Origin of the sequence: Spirosoma utsteinense (assembly GCF_014282275.1) — a bacterium.
Classification (GTDB): Bacteria; Bacteroidota; Bacteroidia; order Cytophagales; family Spirosomataceae; genus Spirosoma; species Spirosoma utsteinense.
In genome coordinates this window covers 1-15,479 of sequence record NZ_VFIA01000069.1, presented here as the reverse complement: position 1 = coordinate 15,479, position 15,479 = coordinate 1, and the positions used below count along the sequence as shown (strand labels likewise).

Genomic DNA, 15,479 nt, shown 5'->3' with positions numbered 1-15,479 from the left:
GGGGCGTTGAAATCCATAGTAAGCGGGAGGCTGGCACCTGAGTAAATAACTGATTAGTAGCTTTTTTACTCTATTATATGAAACATTTTCCCGGAATGTTGGCAACTACCCTAGCTACTATAGTGGGAGCTATGAAAGGCTTTTTACCCGGTGTATTGTTCGCTGCAATTTCATTGCTGTTGACACTAGCCCTAGTAGTATTCCTGGTATATGAAATCTTTCTGGGGAGAGCCGAAAAGGTAGAAGACAAAAGACGGGCAGCGGCATCGACGCGTACAGTTAGAGACATCAAACAGACAGTATTCAGCTTTGAAACGGTTCACCCAGATATGCCGACCGTGTACCTAACCAACCCTTACCGGGGTGTGCTCGTGATAGGAGGAGCCGGATCAGGTAAGAGCGCAAGCATAATAGAGCCTATTATTATGCAGTCCATAAGTCAGGGTTTCGCCGGATTATTATACGATTTCAAATTTCCTTCTTTAGCGCGTGTGGCCAAGTATGCAGCCGAAGCTAATGGAACGAACACAAAATTTTATTATGTAGACCTCAAAGACCTAACCCGTTCCCACCGAGTCAATCCCCTTGACCCAGCTTTTATGCATACGCAGAGCTACGCGGATGAATGGGGTAGGTGCATACTCGCCAACTTGAAACCGGAGAGCATCCAGAAATCTGACTATTGGACTGATGAAGCTTCAAGTTACCTGACGGCCGTAATTTGGTTCTTGCGCGAAGAGTACCCCCAATACTGTACGCTACCCCATGTAGTTAGCTTAGTGTTAGAAGACACCGTAAAAGTTGTTGAGCTGCTATCAACCAATCCAGAGACACGGGGCACGGTGGCCAGCTTACGAGGTGCAATAGAGCGAAAAGCAGAAGCCCAGGTTGCCGGCATCGACTCGACGCTAAAAACAGCCCTGCGTAAAATCAACACTAAAGAGATAGCCTGGGTACTTTCGGGAAGTGATTTTAACCTAAACATCAACGATCCTGACGAACCCAAATTTCTTACATTAGGCAATTTTGACGGTCTGAGAACTGTTTTTAGCCCAGTTCTCGCCTTGATCGCCACCGTCGCCCTTAAACAAATGAATCAGCTAGGCAAGCAGAAAAGCTTGCTGATTCTTGATGAAGCTCCTACTATCTATATCCCTGGTCTTGAACATGTACCAGCTTCGGCCCGAGAAAGTAAGGTAGCAACTATATACGCAGCCCAGAACCTAAGTCAGATTGAAGACGCATACGGAAAACTTAAGAAAGACACTTTAGTAGCTAATCTGAGCAACCAGTTCTGGGGCCGGGTTGGACAAAAGGACACGGCACAATACGTAACCGAGCTATGGGGTAAGCACGAAGTTTTACAAACTACGAAGGGTAGAAGTAAGAGCCAGAACGGAGTAACTATCTTTAACCCGGTCTCATACTCCAAAAGCATAAGTGAAAGCTTGCAAGAACGTCAACGGATTCAAATTAACGATGTTACGGAGTTAAGTGAAGGCGAGTTTTTGGGGCAGTTAGTTGAAAGTGATTACAGTAGCTTCAAAGCTCAGTTCAAGTACCAAGAGAAGGGTATTCTACCGGCATTTGCACCATTCCAAGACGTTACGCCAGAAGCAGTTAGAGCAAACTTTTTAAGGATTCAATCCGAAGTACAAGCAATTTTAAAACCAAAGTCAAATCATAGAACAGACGTACAAGAAGATGATTTCTAACGATTTAATTGCTCAATAACCATGAGAGTTTACCTCGGACTACTAATGATACTGTCTTGGAATCAAATTAATGACCCCACTCCAGGTAGTAAATCTAAACTAATGGGCGTAGTATTCAATTCGATATATTTAGAGAAAATAAAAGAGGCATTAATTGCTAATAAAATAGACGCGCGAACCTCTATCGAGCAAAACCCTAATACAATAAGGTATTTAGGGTTCAGTACTAAGAAGTATCCCAAAGCTAAATCAGTACTGATTAGGCTAAGGAAGCAGAAAAAAATAGGTGTTTACTATTTCATGACATATGAAGAACTTGAAAAAAATTTCTTTCCCCCTTTGAATGCTATAGACAGTTTAAAGATTAGGAGAGGGACTGAAATGTTTCAAATGGGAATTCAAAAGCAGAGAGACGGCATCTTCTTCAAATTTTAAATCTCCGGTTGAATACTATGAAAAAATATGCTTACAGCCCTGAACTCAACCCAATGGAGTTGCTTTGGATCGATCTGAGGTGGAGTTTGAAGAATAAGATTTTTACGGCATTGGGGCACCTCCTCGAGGCAGTCCTTGACTAATTGGAGCGCTTGCATGTTGATCCTAATCTATTGACTGCATTCTATTCGTAAAAAGGAGATTGACTTCTATACGGATTAATTTATACCTTGATAAGACAATCAAAAAAATCACTGACCATGAGCATTAATAAGCATATAGAGGAATATTTAGAGTATTATGTTTCTATGATGTCACCTCCAAACTATGCAGTTCTATTAAGAGGTAGTTGGGGAAGCGGTAAATCTTTCTTTATAAAGAGTTTTATGAATAAAGATAGCACTCGAAAATATTTATATGTAAGCCTATATGGAATTAGCTCTTTCGAGGATATTGAAACAGCTTTTTTTAAGCAATTGAATCCGAGGTTTGCTTCAGAAGGGATGCAATTTGCTGGTGCTTTTCTAAAAGGAATATTTAAATCAACATTTAAATTTGATTTAAATATTCTTGGTGATTCTAAAAATGACGGTTCCGTAAGTGCTACATTGCCAGATATAAAAATTTTTGAATCTTTTAAAAAATCTACTGATCACATCTTAATTTTTGACGATTTAGAAAGATGCTCATTGCCACTTTCAAATGTAATGGGATATATAAACCAATTAGTCGAAAACGACAATTTAAAAGCAATAATAGTTGCTAATGAAGAAGAGATTTTAAAGCAGAAAAATTTATTCGCTGAAAGCAACGTTGATAAAAAAAATTATGTTGATAATGCGTCTAATGATTATAGTTTAATAAAAGAAAAACTTATTGGCAAAACTTTCACAGTAGATGTTGATTTAGATTCTTCTATTGAACAATTTATGAATAATATTAACAATAGTGACGCCAAAAAAATATTAGCAGATAATTTATCAACAATAAAGAATTTATTTGTCACATCTCAATACAATAACCTCCGTCATTTAAAACAAGCCTTTCTTGATTTTGAAAGATTTTTAAGTTTTATACCAAGTAATTTTCTAAAAAAGAAAGATTTGGTAAGTAGACTAATTGAGATTTTTTTTGCCATAACATTTGAACTAAAAAAAGGAGTTTTTAAAGAGAAAAATATCTTAGATATATTTAATATTGCCACTTATATTAAATCAGCAAATCCTAGCTATACCCAGGAAGTATCAAAAAAATATGGAATTTTTGATCGTTTTTTTAATCCTATTGATGCTCAAATTTGGTACAACTATTTCTTGAATAACACAATAGATATTAACGCGATAGAAGAATCTATTCATAATAGTGTGTATTATCTTTCGGAGAATACTCCGGATTGGAAAAAATTAAGAAACTATTGGAGTTTGGAAGGCGTAGAATTTGAAAAGCTATATACTAAAGTTTATGAAGACTTGAGTAAGGCCAATGTAATGGATAAATATGTTCTTTTACACATAGTTGATATGTTCCTGTTTTTCTCAAAAAATAATATAATACTTGAGTCCCAAGATGATATTAAGCATTTAGCTCTAAGTAGTATTCAAAAAATGAAAAATAAAGGATTATTGACTTTTGAACAGAATAATAGCTTAACAATTGATAGAAGTTTAGGAACTGACTATTTAGATTCAGAGAATGATAATTTCAAAGTTATATATTTCTCTTTGAAAGAGGAAATTGGTTCAACAAGAATCGATGCTTATAATGAAATAGCTAATCAACTCCTAAACTTATTAGAAAAATCTGTAGAAGATTTCGAGAATTTTCTATTAATTAATAGCTTAGGAGTAAGTAGATTTCATGAAACTCCTATTCTTAAATACATTGATATAGATAAATTCAATAACGTGTTTTGGGAATTATCTTCTATGGCACAGAGGCACGTAGGAAACACATTTTCAAAAAGATATATACATGAAGATTTTAACATAAAACTAAAAGATGAATTGGAGTGGCTAAAAGAAATTTATAGACTGATAAAAGAGAAAAATGATCAAAGCAATAATCGATTAAAGAAATACTTAATTGAAGATGGCTTTTTAAATTATTTAAATACAGCAATACAAATTTTGAATAGTGAATAAGATCTAAGTCTGGCTGTACACTGGCTTACGGCATCAGGCAGAGCGAAGAATGTTCTTGGATTACCGCGACCAGATGATCGACGCCCGGTTTTACCGGATGTTCCTTTCGGGGAAATCTAAGAAAGGTTCGAGTTCGGGCACGAAAGAAAAAATGGTGCAGGAAACGGCGCGGGAGGTAGAGAAGAACCCCGACGTGTTGCCGATCATCGAAGCCCGGAACCCCAGCCTCGCCCGTGCCATTGAGCGCATTAGCCCTAAGTTGAAAGCGATAGCGGAACAGGATACGAGAGAAGGAGATGCACAAATGGCTGCATAAGGTCAGCCCTGTTTTGCACGACTGTCTAAAGTGGGGTGCTATTGAGTAGAGGGCGTTATCTGGTAAAGAGGCATAACATACGTGTCAGTTTTGATAGATAACGCTATCTTGCAGTAATCAAAACAAGAACCCCACATTGAAAGTCCGAACTTTCAGAGGACAGTATGGAAGAGAAGAACTCAATTATATTAGCCATCTATGGCCATTTAATAGGCCAAATAGAGAGCAACAAAATTCCCGTCACGATCCGGCCTAAAACTACGATAGGAACGGTTCAAGACGACCCTTTCGACGAGTGGGTGCGCGAACAGATTGGAGTAGTTTTCCCCCAATATGATATTGTGCCTACCGGGCCTTTAATGACCCCGGACATAATAATTCATGATCCCGCTACAAATCTGTTTTTAAGCATCGAAGTAAAAAAGCTTGTTCAGAAAGCAAACGGCAGTGATCCACGCGGCCTAACGCTCGACTACAATAGCTGTCTGCCTTGTGGTTCGGCACTTATCAAGGTCGATAAAGAAACCCTCGTTATTCCCTGTTTCTACCTGTTCGCGCTCATCAGTCCGGACAGTCAGCAAATCGTAGGGTCTATTTTCATGGACGGGGATTTTCTAAATTATGATTTCAACCTGCATAAAGAAGCCAAATACGCCAATGTAAGCGAATATGGCCACGGGCCATATGGTGAGGGTTCGGTACGAAACAGAAAGATGTACACCTACCCAAATCCACTCAACAGCAAGCTTAGTTTCCTGCATCTAAGGCATACATTGATCGTTAAAAAGCCGGACTTCGAGACGTTTCCGGTAGCAGGAAAAGCAACTGATATAGTTGTCAGAGACGATATTTACGGTAACTCATTTCATTACTTGGTCATTGACGGATTGGCCGAGGAAAAGGCCTCCCCACAGTTCGCAGAGCTGCCACATCGCACCGATATTTTCAAAGCATGCAAACAGAGACTGAAAAAGGATCGAGTTGCTTCTATCCCTCACTTAATGAGCAAGAAAAAGTGATGAGAGCGTTAGAAAGAAACTTTCCTTTTGAAGAGATCGACCCGGTAGCTGAGAAAGAGAGCTATCGGAAGGAAGTGAATCGTCCGATTTATCACACGCACAAATGGTGGGCGCAGCGGTTAGGCTCTGTTTTTAGAGCCTTGACGCTGGGCACAGTTTTAGATGAAACCGCTGATTTGTGGGGTGAGTTTTACAACAAGCATGATTTGCAGAATGCCATCATTTTAGACCCATTTATGGGTAGTGGCACCACGGTTGGCGAAGCTATTAAATTAGGATGCAAAGCCGTTGGTTGCGATATTAATCCAGTTAGTAGCTTCATTGTTGGCCAAGCCTTTAGACACATCTCTACTGTCAAACTTTTAGAAGCGTTCAATGAAATTGAACGCAAAGTAAAACGCAAAATAAACTTTTATTATACAAAACAACATCCGCGCACAGGTGAGCAGTGCCAGGTGCTTTATTACTTCTGGGTGAAGGTTGTTTCATTACCCAACGGTACAGAAATTCCGCTTTTTTCTAATTACGTTTTCAGCAAAAATGCATACCCAAAGAAGAAGCCACAGGCACAAATTATTTGCCCTCACTGCTGGGAGGTTATTCAGAATCGGTACGACCTGGAACACCTTTCTTGCCTGTCTTGCAAAAATGAGTTCAATCCGCAGCACGGCCCCGTGAAGGGCCAGCAAGTCACCGATCCGGCGACGGGTAAAACTCACAAAATTGCTGAGTTGATAAAAGCTTCAGGGAATCCGCCTATTCATAAGCTGTACGCATCAATGGTTCTCAACAGCGACGGAAAGAAAGAGTATATCCGAGCTGATGAGGAAGATACCCGACTATACAATGAGGCCCACGAAGAACTGAAAAACTACAATTTTCCATTCCCAGAAGGAAAAATATCGCCCGGCCACAATGCGAACCAGGTTTTAAACTATGGCTATAAATATTGGTCTGACTTCTTCAACGATAGGCAACTGCTTTGCTTAGGAATGCTATTAGATGCAATCCTTGATATTGAGAACGAGGATATTAGAGACGCATTTGTTTGTCTGTTCTCTGGTGTATTGGAGTTCAATAATACATTTTGTTCATTCAAGGGCGAAGGCACTGGTGCAGTAAGGCACTTATTCTTTAATCACATTCTAAAACCGGAGCGTACCCCGCTCGAAAACTGCGTTTGGGGCAATGAAAAAAGCTCAGGAACGTTCTTTTCCCTTTTCAAAAGCCGCTTATTGAAAGCACAGGAATATAGAGATAAGCCGTTTGAAATCCGGGTAGAGGATTCAAACGAAGCATCAGAAAAGGTGTTCTGCTCAAACCCGATTAAAGCGAATTATGTAACCAATTTTGAAGAGCTACTTCGCACTGATAAATCTTGTCTGGTGCTTAATGGTGATAGTGCAAAACTACCAATACCAGATGCATCTATTGATGCTGTTGTTACAGATCCGCCTTATTTCGATTTCGTCCACTACAGTGAGTTATCAGACTTTTACTTTGCATGGTTGAAACCTGCTCTCGGTGGGCGATTCAACTATTTTAACTCCGAGAATTCACGTCGGGTTGGGGAGGTTCAACACAAGAAGAGCAACGATTTCTCAAATGCTCTTTGTAATGTTTTTAGTGAGTGCAAACGGGTATTAAAAGACCAAGGCCTTTTAGTTTTCTCGTTTCACCACTCACGCTTTGAGGGCTGGCTTTCCATTTACGAAGCAATCTCAAACGCGGGGCTTCATATCCAAGCTGTTTACCCTGTAAAAGCAGAAATGTCAGGTGGAACGCCAAAAACGGCGACGAAAAACCCTATCAACCTCGATGCGATCTTTGTTTGTAAAAAGATTGAAAGCTGGGAAAGCACCCCGCTTTCTATAAATGCTATTGTGGCCCGTGCGACGGAGGAGTTATGCGACTTTGAGACTCGTTTTGATGCAGTAGGGCGTGATCTATCGAACGGAGATAGGAAAGTGATTCTTTCCTCTCTGTTGCTCAAGTATTGCTCCATTGCTGGCCATGATCCGAAAACTGTAAGCAACGAAATTGACGAGAAGCGATTAGTCGAGCTGTTGACCTTGGAAAGTGTTTGATGAGAGAAGCCCTCTGTTGGCTTTCCGGGGTGTGACCTGTTCACATATAAACGACCCTATACTTATGAACAAAAGATTGGCTTTCTTCCATCTACGATTAATTTGCAGCGTAATTTCGTAAAAATCTAAACTCCGATGAAAGCAGACGTTCAACACAACGACTTTAAAGGTACTGTCGCAGCAGACATTTCCGACTTTCACGATCTATCAGACTTCCTGAACGATAAGGGAGTTGACACAAATAGATACGATCCCATCGGTACAAAGTTTTACCCCCAGCCCCATCATGAAGGCAATCTTTCTGTTGCAGTTATTTGCCTTGATAAAGAGAAAACTACCAAAGAAGTACCATACATCGTTGAAATAGCACTAGAAGAGCCGGTTGAGTACGCGGAGTATTTCGGCCTGTTCAAAAGGTTTTCAGCCATTGTAATTGGAGATTATTATCAACAATTTGAGATAAACGACTTTATAAGAATGGACGAATTAGGCGGTGATGAACAAGCTTGATCTTTGCATGAAAACCGCCATCGCTTACTATCGAGTTTCGACCGACCAACAGGGCAAAAGCGGCTTGGGTTTAGAAGCCCAGCAAGAGGCCGTGCGTCTGTTCGCGGAGCGAGAGGGCTACCAGGTGGCGACCCATTACACCGAGATCGAGAGTGGCAAGAAAAACAAACGCCCGCAGCTATTGGCCGCGCTCGACCAATGCCGGAAGAAGAAGGCCACGCTCATCATTGCCAAGCTCGACCGTTTGGGCCGCAACGTTGCGTTCATTGCAAACTTGATGGAAAGCCGGGTGCAATTTAAGGCCGTAGATAACCCCCACGCTGACGAGCTGATGATTCACCTATTGGCCGCATTCGCGCAGCATGAGCGGAAGCAGATCAGCACCCGCACGAAAGACGCTTTGCAAGCCGCCATCCGGCGCGGGAAGCAGTTAGGCAAGCACGGGAAAGAAGTATTGAGCCAGCAGAACAGCGAAGCCGCAGACGAATTTGCAGAGCGGATGCGTCCCATCATCGGGGAAATCGAGCATCAGGGTATAACCACGATCCGGGCCATCCGCGACGAGCTGAACCAGCGCGAAATACCCACCTTCCGCAGCCAGGGCGAGAGCTGGCATATTGCCACCGTTCACCGCCTGGTGAAGCGAATCAGGGAAACCCCTACCCGTTCCCACCCCGCACCCCATCGGCAAGCGGCAGCGGCCTAACGGCCACAAGCCGCCAAGCCCTACGGGTTGCCGACCGGGTGCTATTCGATAGGCAGCATCAAACCCACTACAGCACCGGCATCCCCGCCCCTGCCCTGAAACAGGCCAGGGCGGAAACGCCTACAATCCACTGTGTTTAAGTCATTTACTAAGTGCCGGAAGGCTTGATAAACACTTGTGTAAGTAGAATTGTATTTAGAACCGACTTTACAACTAAATTTAGAACCGAAAACTATTCTGGGTAAACAACATGATTTACACCGTAGGCGGCATCAAGGGCGGCAGTGGAAAGACAACTATAGCAACCAATCTGACGGTGTATCTGGCAAAACAAGGGCGCGATGTGATCTTGGTAGATGCCGACGATCAAGAATCCGCAACTGATTTTACCTCTTTCCGCCATCAAAGTTTAGAGGGTGAATTAGGGTACACGGCTGTAAAGATTACAGGCACCGAGCTAAATTCAAATGTTGCCCGGTTAGCAAAGAAATACGACGACGTGGTGATAGATACGGGAGGGCGCGACACAGTAAGCCAGCGTTCCGCACTTTCCGTTTCTCATGTGTATTTAGTTCCATTCGCTCCCCGCTCTCTGGATATATGGACACTGCGAAAGGTTGAAAACCTCATTGCGGAAATGTCACCTTTTAATCCGAATCTCGTTTGCCTGACCTTCATCAACAAGGCGGATGCACGAGGCACTTATAAAGAAGATACTGCCGATCTGTTGCGGGAATCACAGCATGTGCATTTCATTGATACCCCCATTGGAAACCGTATTTCTTTCGCCAATGCCGCAGCATCAGGATTAGGCGTGATCGAGATAAAACCCACCGATGAAAAAGCGGTTGCTGAAATGACCGAGCTTTACAACGGTATTCAAAACGCTTTGAAAATCAGTACAGAAAAGAAACGGATTACAACTTAAACAACAACCAATATTAGTTGTAAAAACGGAACTCCTTTCTAAATAGAAGTCGGAACTATGATCGCAACCAAGAAAAAATCTAAAATCGCTATGCCCCCAACCCCGCTGAATAGTCCAGCAATGCTTGAGGCCATCAACAAAGGAGGCTCGGTGAAGGCCGCAGCAGTGGCCGAAAGTGAGCTGGGAGAGGATAAGCTAAAATCATTTACGTTCAAAATCTACGAAAGCGAGTTGGCGCAGATAAGAGATATTCAGGATCGTTTGCCGAAGCGTGATAGGATTTCTATCCACGATTTTGTGGTCGCGGCCGTCAAAGACAAGATTACCAAAGAGCGGAAACGAGTTGGAGAATGACAACCAAATTTGCAACTTGATTCAGTTGTAAGTAAAATGCCAAATCTACAACTCAAACCATAACGATACGACCGGCACCAATGAGCGACCAAACCGACAAAAATAAGCCTTCTCGCTACGTTCAAAGCCGAATGCGGCTTGTGATGGAGAGCTTCGAGACACCACGGGAAGAGCGACAGCATTTGTATATGCCCGTGGCTTTGGCGCATGTTTATTTTCCCCGGCGCGATGCGAAGCTTGAGCCGACCGAAAGTTGGAAGCATACGAGCGGAGACTTTTCCTTACGGATAAAGCAAATATCCGTCGAAAATCCCCGAACCGGAGAAGATCAATTCTTGGGCGTTCCTTTCGGCCCAAAGGCCCGCTTGCTGCTGGGTGTCATCAATGCTTTAGCCTTGCAGCAGGGTAGCAACAAAATTGACATCGAAGCCGACACGCTCCCCAAATTTCTGCAAAAAATTGGGCTAACGGACGGAGGGAACCAGATCAACCAAGCCCGTAATCAGATTGCCCGGTTAGCGTCGTCTATTATTAGCGTCAGCTATCGCCAGCCGGACGGGAGCAGCCTACAGGCAAATCTACCCATCGTAAAAGGGTTCGACTTATTTCCGCAATCACAGCCTGGCCAGCTCATACTTTGGAAGCGTCATATTCACCTGAGTTTAGACTATTGGGAAGAGCTGCAAAAACACCCGCTGCCGCTTGCGCTTGAGCATCTCCGCATCTTATCAGGGAACGCCCGCGCCATCGACTTTTACAGCTTCTTGGCGTACCGTTTACACAGCCTGAAAAAGCCCCTGTTTTTGACATGGCCGATTATGAAGGAAATCTTTGGAGGGGATATTGACCGGATGGACAATTTTAAAGCGAAGATGCGACATACCGCCGAACTCGTCCACATTGCCTACACCGATGCTAAATTCAGTTGCAACGGGCAGGGATGGACGTTTGAGAAAAGCCCGGCACCTATCCAGAAGAAACAGCAATTTGTTATACCGTAACTTGGTAGGAGGAATGTTGATAAGTGCTGTATAACAGGTACTTGCTCCTACTTATCCACCGTAACTTGGTAGGAGAAAGCGGCACTTATCCACCGTAACTTGGTAGGATAAGTGCCGTAACTTGGTAGGATAACCTATTATAGTAACTATTAAATAAAAAACTTACTATTAATGGTGGCTGGCTTTCGGTGGAAAACTCTCATGGTTCGCAAAAATTTTTCCTCTATGCTGGTGAAAAGAGAAAAGATGCGGGGGTGGGGGTCGTCAAACAAATGAACATATTTCAATGAACACCGAACAGGCAAAACAGCTATCCTTGCCCGATCTGCTTACTAAGCTGGGCCATTCCCCCATGCGGGAAAGAAAGGGTGGGTACGAGCTGTGGTATTGCTCCCCGTTCCGGGAGGAAAAAGAGCCATCGTTTCATACCTCGTACATCGGCGGCAAATGGATATGGAAAGATTTTGGCGACACTGGCGGCACGGTGATTGATTTCGCCATGCGCTACCAAGAGCAGAACGGTAAACCGACCAGCATCAAAGACACATTGGCGTTTCTAAGTGATCTACTCCAGCCGGGTTTGTTCAGTTCCCTAACCACCCAGCCGCACCCACCGAAGAAGCCCGACCCCAACATTTTTTCTTTTCAACAGCAACCCCACCGCGAAGCGGTCGAAAACTTTTCCGCAGATCGACAGCTCGAATTGATCGACGTGCAGCCGTTGCGCCATTTTGTCATTCTCAAATACCTGACCGAAGAACGCCACATTCCGGCAGATTTAGCGCAGCGATATTTGCGGCTGGTTCGCTACTGGAACAACGGTAAGGAGTATTTCGCCTTTGGGATGGAGAACCAGGCCGGAGGGTACGAAATTCGGGCGGCATCGAGTAAGCATAATTTCAAATCGGCCCTGATCGCCCGCGATATTACGATCATTCCCGGCACCGCAGCCGAACACAGCACGGCGCACCTTTTCGAGGGCATGACGGATTTTCTTTCGTTCTTGATCCTGAACGGGGTGCAGGAATCCCCCGACGATTGCATCGTCATGCACTCGCTTTCTTCTTTTCACCGAGCCGTGGCTCACATCCGCAGCCAAGACTACCAAACCATCAAAACGTATCTCGATAACGATAAGGCGGGACAGCAGGGGACAGACAGATTTAAGGCGGAGTTCGGGGCAATTTTACTGCCCCAGGGCGAGGCATTCGCCCCGCACCACGATTTGAACGACATGCTACGGGCGCAACAATCCGGGAAAAAAGTGTCGTCAAACTTTCGCATGTAGGAAAGCGAAAACACGCTATAATTAAACACGTTATGTACAAGATTCTCCTTTACTTGCCTTTCCTTGGCATTTCCAGATTAGCTATCGGCCAAGTCACTTATTCCGATACGACCATTAGAGGAAGATATCTTACCGCGATTAGCTTTTATGCTGATTATAAGGGATTTTCTGTGTCGGAAACACGCACGAACCAGTCAACGAAGGTTTCAGAGTACGAACTTGTGAGCAGCTCAACAAACACATTGGACGTAGATAGCACCAGCTACGGTCATCAAAGCAATGGTTATGTTTGGATTCGACTACGGGCCGTTATTCCCTGCTACTTCTTTTATAGCAAATCAGTTAGCACAAATGGTAAGCCAGGTAAGTACATCGATGGAACAGTTAGAGAGTGGACAGTAATACTACCTTACCATAAGGCTAAAGCTGTGCTGAGAGAGCTTTGGTAGCTTTCATTCACCCCCCAAAGAGGGGCATTCGTCCCTTCGTCAACTAAATCGGCCAGTTCGCCAACTTTTTTAAAATAGAGACTATACGACCCGTATATTTGAATACACCTTCAATCGACGCAAAACATGGTTAATGTCACGAAACATCTGATAGGGACTATCGTACTTTGTTCTGTAGCCACAGTAAGCTTTTGTCAAACTCCATCTCCTCCAAGTCAATACACGGGAATTAAACGGCTCAACGAGGTAGAAAATGGCAACGGCATAATATCCAATGCTATTTACGAAGATAACGTCCTGACAAAGGAATATAAGCGTTACAGAGGGGATTCCACAAAATACGTTGCCGATTCGTTAGCACATAACAGGTTAATCAAACCTGTTCTAACTGCTCCTACTAAACCGAAAAAAGCAACAAAAAAAGCAAGTGATGGAAACTGACGGCTTTGAGTATGGAAACATTCGAGCAACTATGACAAACGTCGTACAGATGCTACGAAAAGCGGGGTACATAGAAGAAGCGCAAGCGATGGGTAGTATAACCCATATCGTTGGTTATCGCGTGGAGCCAGAGCTACCGCTCCACGAGTATACACCCGGTTTAGAAATCATGCGAACAATTGAATATTTTGGTCATTGTCGCAACTTGAATAATTTTATTAACGAGTCAGAACAAATAATATAAACTAATAAAATTCGTAAACCATGGAAAAGCGATTTGAGGTAAAAAAAAGAACTATTAGTAATCGCTCTAACTTAATAGTAAGGGCAAACGGAGATAAAAATAATGGTACAGGACAAGGGTCTAATACCATTATTTGTACTGACAACAAGCAGTTGTAGTTTATATAATTTCTCAATAACCCTGTTAAGACAGGGTTATTGAGAAATTATATAAAATTTTTAAGCTAAATATTTTGAACACTTTCAAATATATCTGTATACTATTCAACTTTATGAGTTTGTTTCACATGAGTGACATACAAGCCCAAAAAATTGGATTAACAGTTGGTCTCAAAACTACATTGTTGAAAAGTTTACCTGATCCTACTCCACAAGCATTATTTGCAAATCTAATAGCTTCAACAGCAATATATGGTACTTTTAAAACAACTGTCGGTTATGAAGTAGGATTAATTTCTTCATTCCAGTTTAAAAAAGTTTACTTTAAGCCAAAAATAAATTATGCTTTAAATACCTGTGATCTAATTCAAACAAACTACAGCAATATGACCGCCTACTCACCTCTTAAAATTAGAAATCATGTAATAGAATTACATTGCTTATTACATGATAATATATCTGATAAAATTTTTATAGTGTTAGGTCCAAGCATACAAGCAAGGATAAACGCGTCTGGAGGAAGAGGTACAGATAAATTTACTATGAAAATACTTACAAAGAACGTGATAGCATATGGTATCGAAGGAGGGATAGGAGCAAGTATAGCGAAGAATATAGATATACAATTAACCAACCAGTACAGTAGCTCTATATTCACTACTGGAGCTTTAACAAAGTCAGGGCACACAGCTACTTTATCCCTAACATATTGGACAGGCTACAGACAGATAAACTAACTAAGCAACATCATGGAAACAATAGAACCTAATCCATTTAAAGGCATCTTGGTAGCAGGAAACAAGGGTACAGGAAAGAAGGCCAGTTCGAGACTTCCGCACCTGATACGCGACCTGCTATACCGCCTTCTCCTTCGGATTCGGCGAAAAAGTGATTTCCCTTAGAAATCAGCAAGAGGGAAGAGGGCTACGCCGCTCTTCTTTCTTGCCCTACGGGGTTAAAAACTTGATATTCAATTTGTTATGAAAATTATTGTAAATAGTTTATAATTATAGAGTAATTGCAGAGGACTCAACTCTTTGATTATCAAATAGAAAAATAATTATAATTGCAATTATGGCGAGATATAAGACGATTAGTGTCAATGAGGAGACATTCAAAGAATTTGAACGTTTGGCAAGCAGTTACGGACTAAGTAACAAGGGATTGATAGAAGCTATGGTCACGTACTTTAACGTCTCTAAGGCCGATCCAAGAGACCCCAAAGCTGACAATCCAACCGACGCAATCAAGGCACTTGACCGGCGATTTATCAGCTTTATTAAGGAGCAGGAGAAGAAAATACTGCTACCTATCAAAGAAGCAGTATTTGAAATTGCCAGTACTGAGGGAATGCCACGAAGAGCTGATTTACGGATCGTAAATCAAAACATAAAAAAAATTATAAAAGGGTTAAAAATAGATGAATAATGCAAACGAAATTCAGTAGCCCTATTAAGGGTAATAATAAAGGGGGTAGCACAAGATTAGTAGCCTACTTAGAAAAGGAGAATGTCAATAAGTTAGTGGATCAACAAGAGTATTTTTTCTCGGCTGATAGAGACAAATGCAATAAGTACGGTCGTGCCTTAAAAGTGGATATTAAGCTTGAAAAAGAGATGGTTAATCAGCAACCCAATCACCGTGTCGTGCATTAAAACCGACTTGGAAAAACAGATGGTGCGACGCG

General features: G+C 42.3%; 16 protein-coding genes. All 16 read left to right on the top strand.

Annotated features, from left to right (window positions below; genetic code table 11):
• Nucleotides 1-77 precede the first annotated feature (77 nt).
• Nucleotides 78-1,715, top strand: coding sequence for a type IV secretory system conjugative DNA transfer family protein (locus FH603_RS26400; RefSeq protein WP_186742019.1), 1,638 nt, complete (start codon nt 78-80; stop codon nt 1,713-1,715).
• A 21-nt stretch (nt 1,716-1,736) separates the two neighbouring features.
• Nucleotides 1,737-2,150: a hypothetical protein gene (locus tag FH603_RS26395; protein ID WP_186742017.1), complete on the top strand. Its 414-nt coding sequence runs from the start codon at nt 1,737-1,739 to the stop codon at nt 2,148-2,150.
• Nucleotides 2,151-2,410: 260 nt separating this feature from the next.
• A complete protein-coding gene (locus FH603_RS26390) occupies nt 2,411-4,291 on the top strand; it encodes a P-loop NTPase fold protein (protein WP_186742015.1) in 1,881 nt (626 codons plus the stop codon).
• 49 nt (nt 4,292-4,340) lie between these two features.
• Nucleotides 4,341-4,607: a hypothetical protein gene (locus FH603_RS26385; protein ID WP_186742012.1), complete on the top strand. Its 267-nt coding sequence runs from the start codon at nt 4,341-4,343 to the stop codon at nt 4,605-4,607.
• 164 nt (nt 4,608-4,771) lie between these two features.
• A complete protein-coding gene (locus FH603_RS26380; RefSeq protein ID WP_186742010.1) occupies nt 4,772-5,626 on the top strand; it encodes a hypothetical protein in 855 nt (284 codons plus the stop codon).
• The gene (locus FH603_RS26375; RefSeq protein WP_186742008.1) at nt 5,560-7,713 is read left to right on the top strand and encodes a DNA methyltransferase; all 2,154 of its coding nucleotides are present in this window, start codon (nt 5,560-5,562) and stop codon (nt 7,711-7,713) included. The genes FH603_RS26380 and FH603_RS26375 overlap by 67 nt, the downstream gene beginning before the upstream one ends.
• Before the next feature lie 135 nt (nt 7,714-7,848).
• Nucleotides 7,849-8,223, top strand: coding sequence for a hypothetical protein (locus tag FH603_RS26370; protein WP_186742006.1), 375 nt, complete (start codon nt 7,849-7,851; stop codon nt 8,221-8,223).
• Nucleotides 8,210-8,929 (top strand): recombinase family protein, encoded by a 720-nt coding sequence (locus FH603_RS26365; protein ID WP_342355229.1) that lies wholly within the window; start codon nt 8,210-8,212, stop codon nt 8,927-8,929. Before FH603_RS26370 ends, FH603_RS26365 begins: the two co-directional genes overlap by 14 nt.
• 250 nt (nt 8,930-9,179) lie before the next feature.
• Complete coding sequence (locus tag FH603_RS26360) at nt 9,180-9,857, top strand: nucleotide-binding protein (RefSeq protein ID WP_186742002.1); 678 nt, start codon at nt 9,180-9,182, stop codon at nt 9,855-9,857.
• A gap of 57 nt (nt 9,858-9,914) precedes the next feature.
• Entirely contained in the window at nt 9,915-10,211 is a 297-nt protein-coding gene (locus tag FH603_RS26355) for a hypothetical protein (RefSeq protein WP_186742000.1), read from the top strand.
• Nucleotides 10,212-10,291: 80 nt separating this feature from the next.
• Entirely contained in the window at nt 10,292-11,212 is a 921-nt protein-coding gene (locus FH603_RS26350) for a replication protein RepA (protein WP_186741998.1), read from the top strand.
• 286 nt (nt 11,213-11,498) lie between these two features.
• Nucleotides 11,499-12,500: a toprim domain-containing protein gene (locus FH603_RS26345; RefSeq protein ID WP_186741996.1), complete on the top strand. Its 1,002-nt coding sequence runs from the start codon at nt 11,499-11,501 to the stop codon at nt 12,498-12,500.
• A 1,420-nt stretch (nt 12,501-13,920) separates the two neighbouring features.
• Nucleotides 13,921-14,529, top strand: a complete 609-nt coding sequence (locus tag FH603_RS26340; protein ID WP_186741994.1) for an outer membrane beta-barrel protein — start codon at nt 13,921-13,923, stop codon at nt 14,527-14,529.
• Nucleotides 14,530-14,541: 12 nt separating this feature from the next.
• On the top strand, nt 14,542-14,694 hold the full coding sequence (locus tag FH603_RS26335; RefSeq protein WP_186741991.1) for a hypothetical protein: 153 nt from the start codon (nt 14,542-14,544) through the stop codon (nt 14,692-14,694).
• A gap of 172 nt (nt 14,695-14,866) precedes the next feature.
• Nucleotides 14,867-15,220: a BfmA/BtgA family mobilization protein gene (locus FH603_RS26330; protein ID WP_186741989.1), complete on the top strand. Its 354-nt coding sequence runs from the start codon at nt 14,867-14,869 to the stop codon at nt 15,218-15,220.
• Nucleotides 15,220-15,447, top strand: coding sequence for a DUF5712 family protein (locus FH603_RS26325; protein ID WP_186741987.1), 228 nt, complete (start codon nt 15,220-15,222; stop codon nt 15,445-15,447). The genes FH603_RS26330 and FH603_RS26325 overlap by 1 nt, the downstream gene beginning before the upstream one ends.
• Nucleotides 15,448-15,479 lie beyond the last annotated feature (32 nt).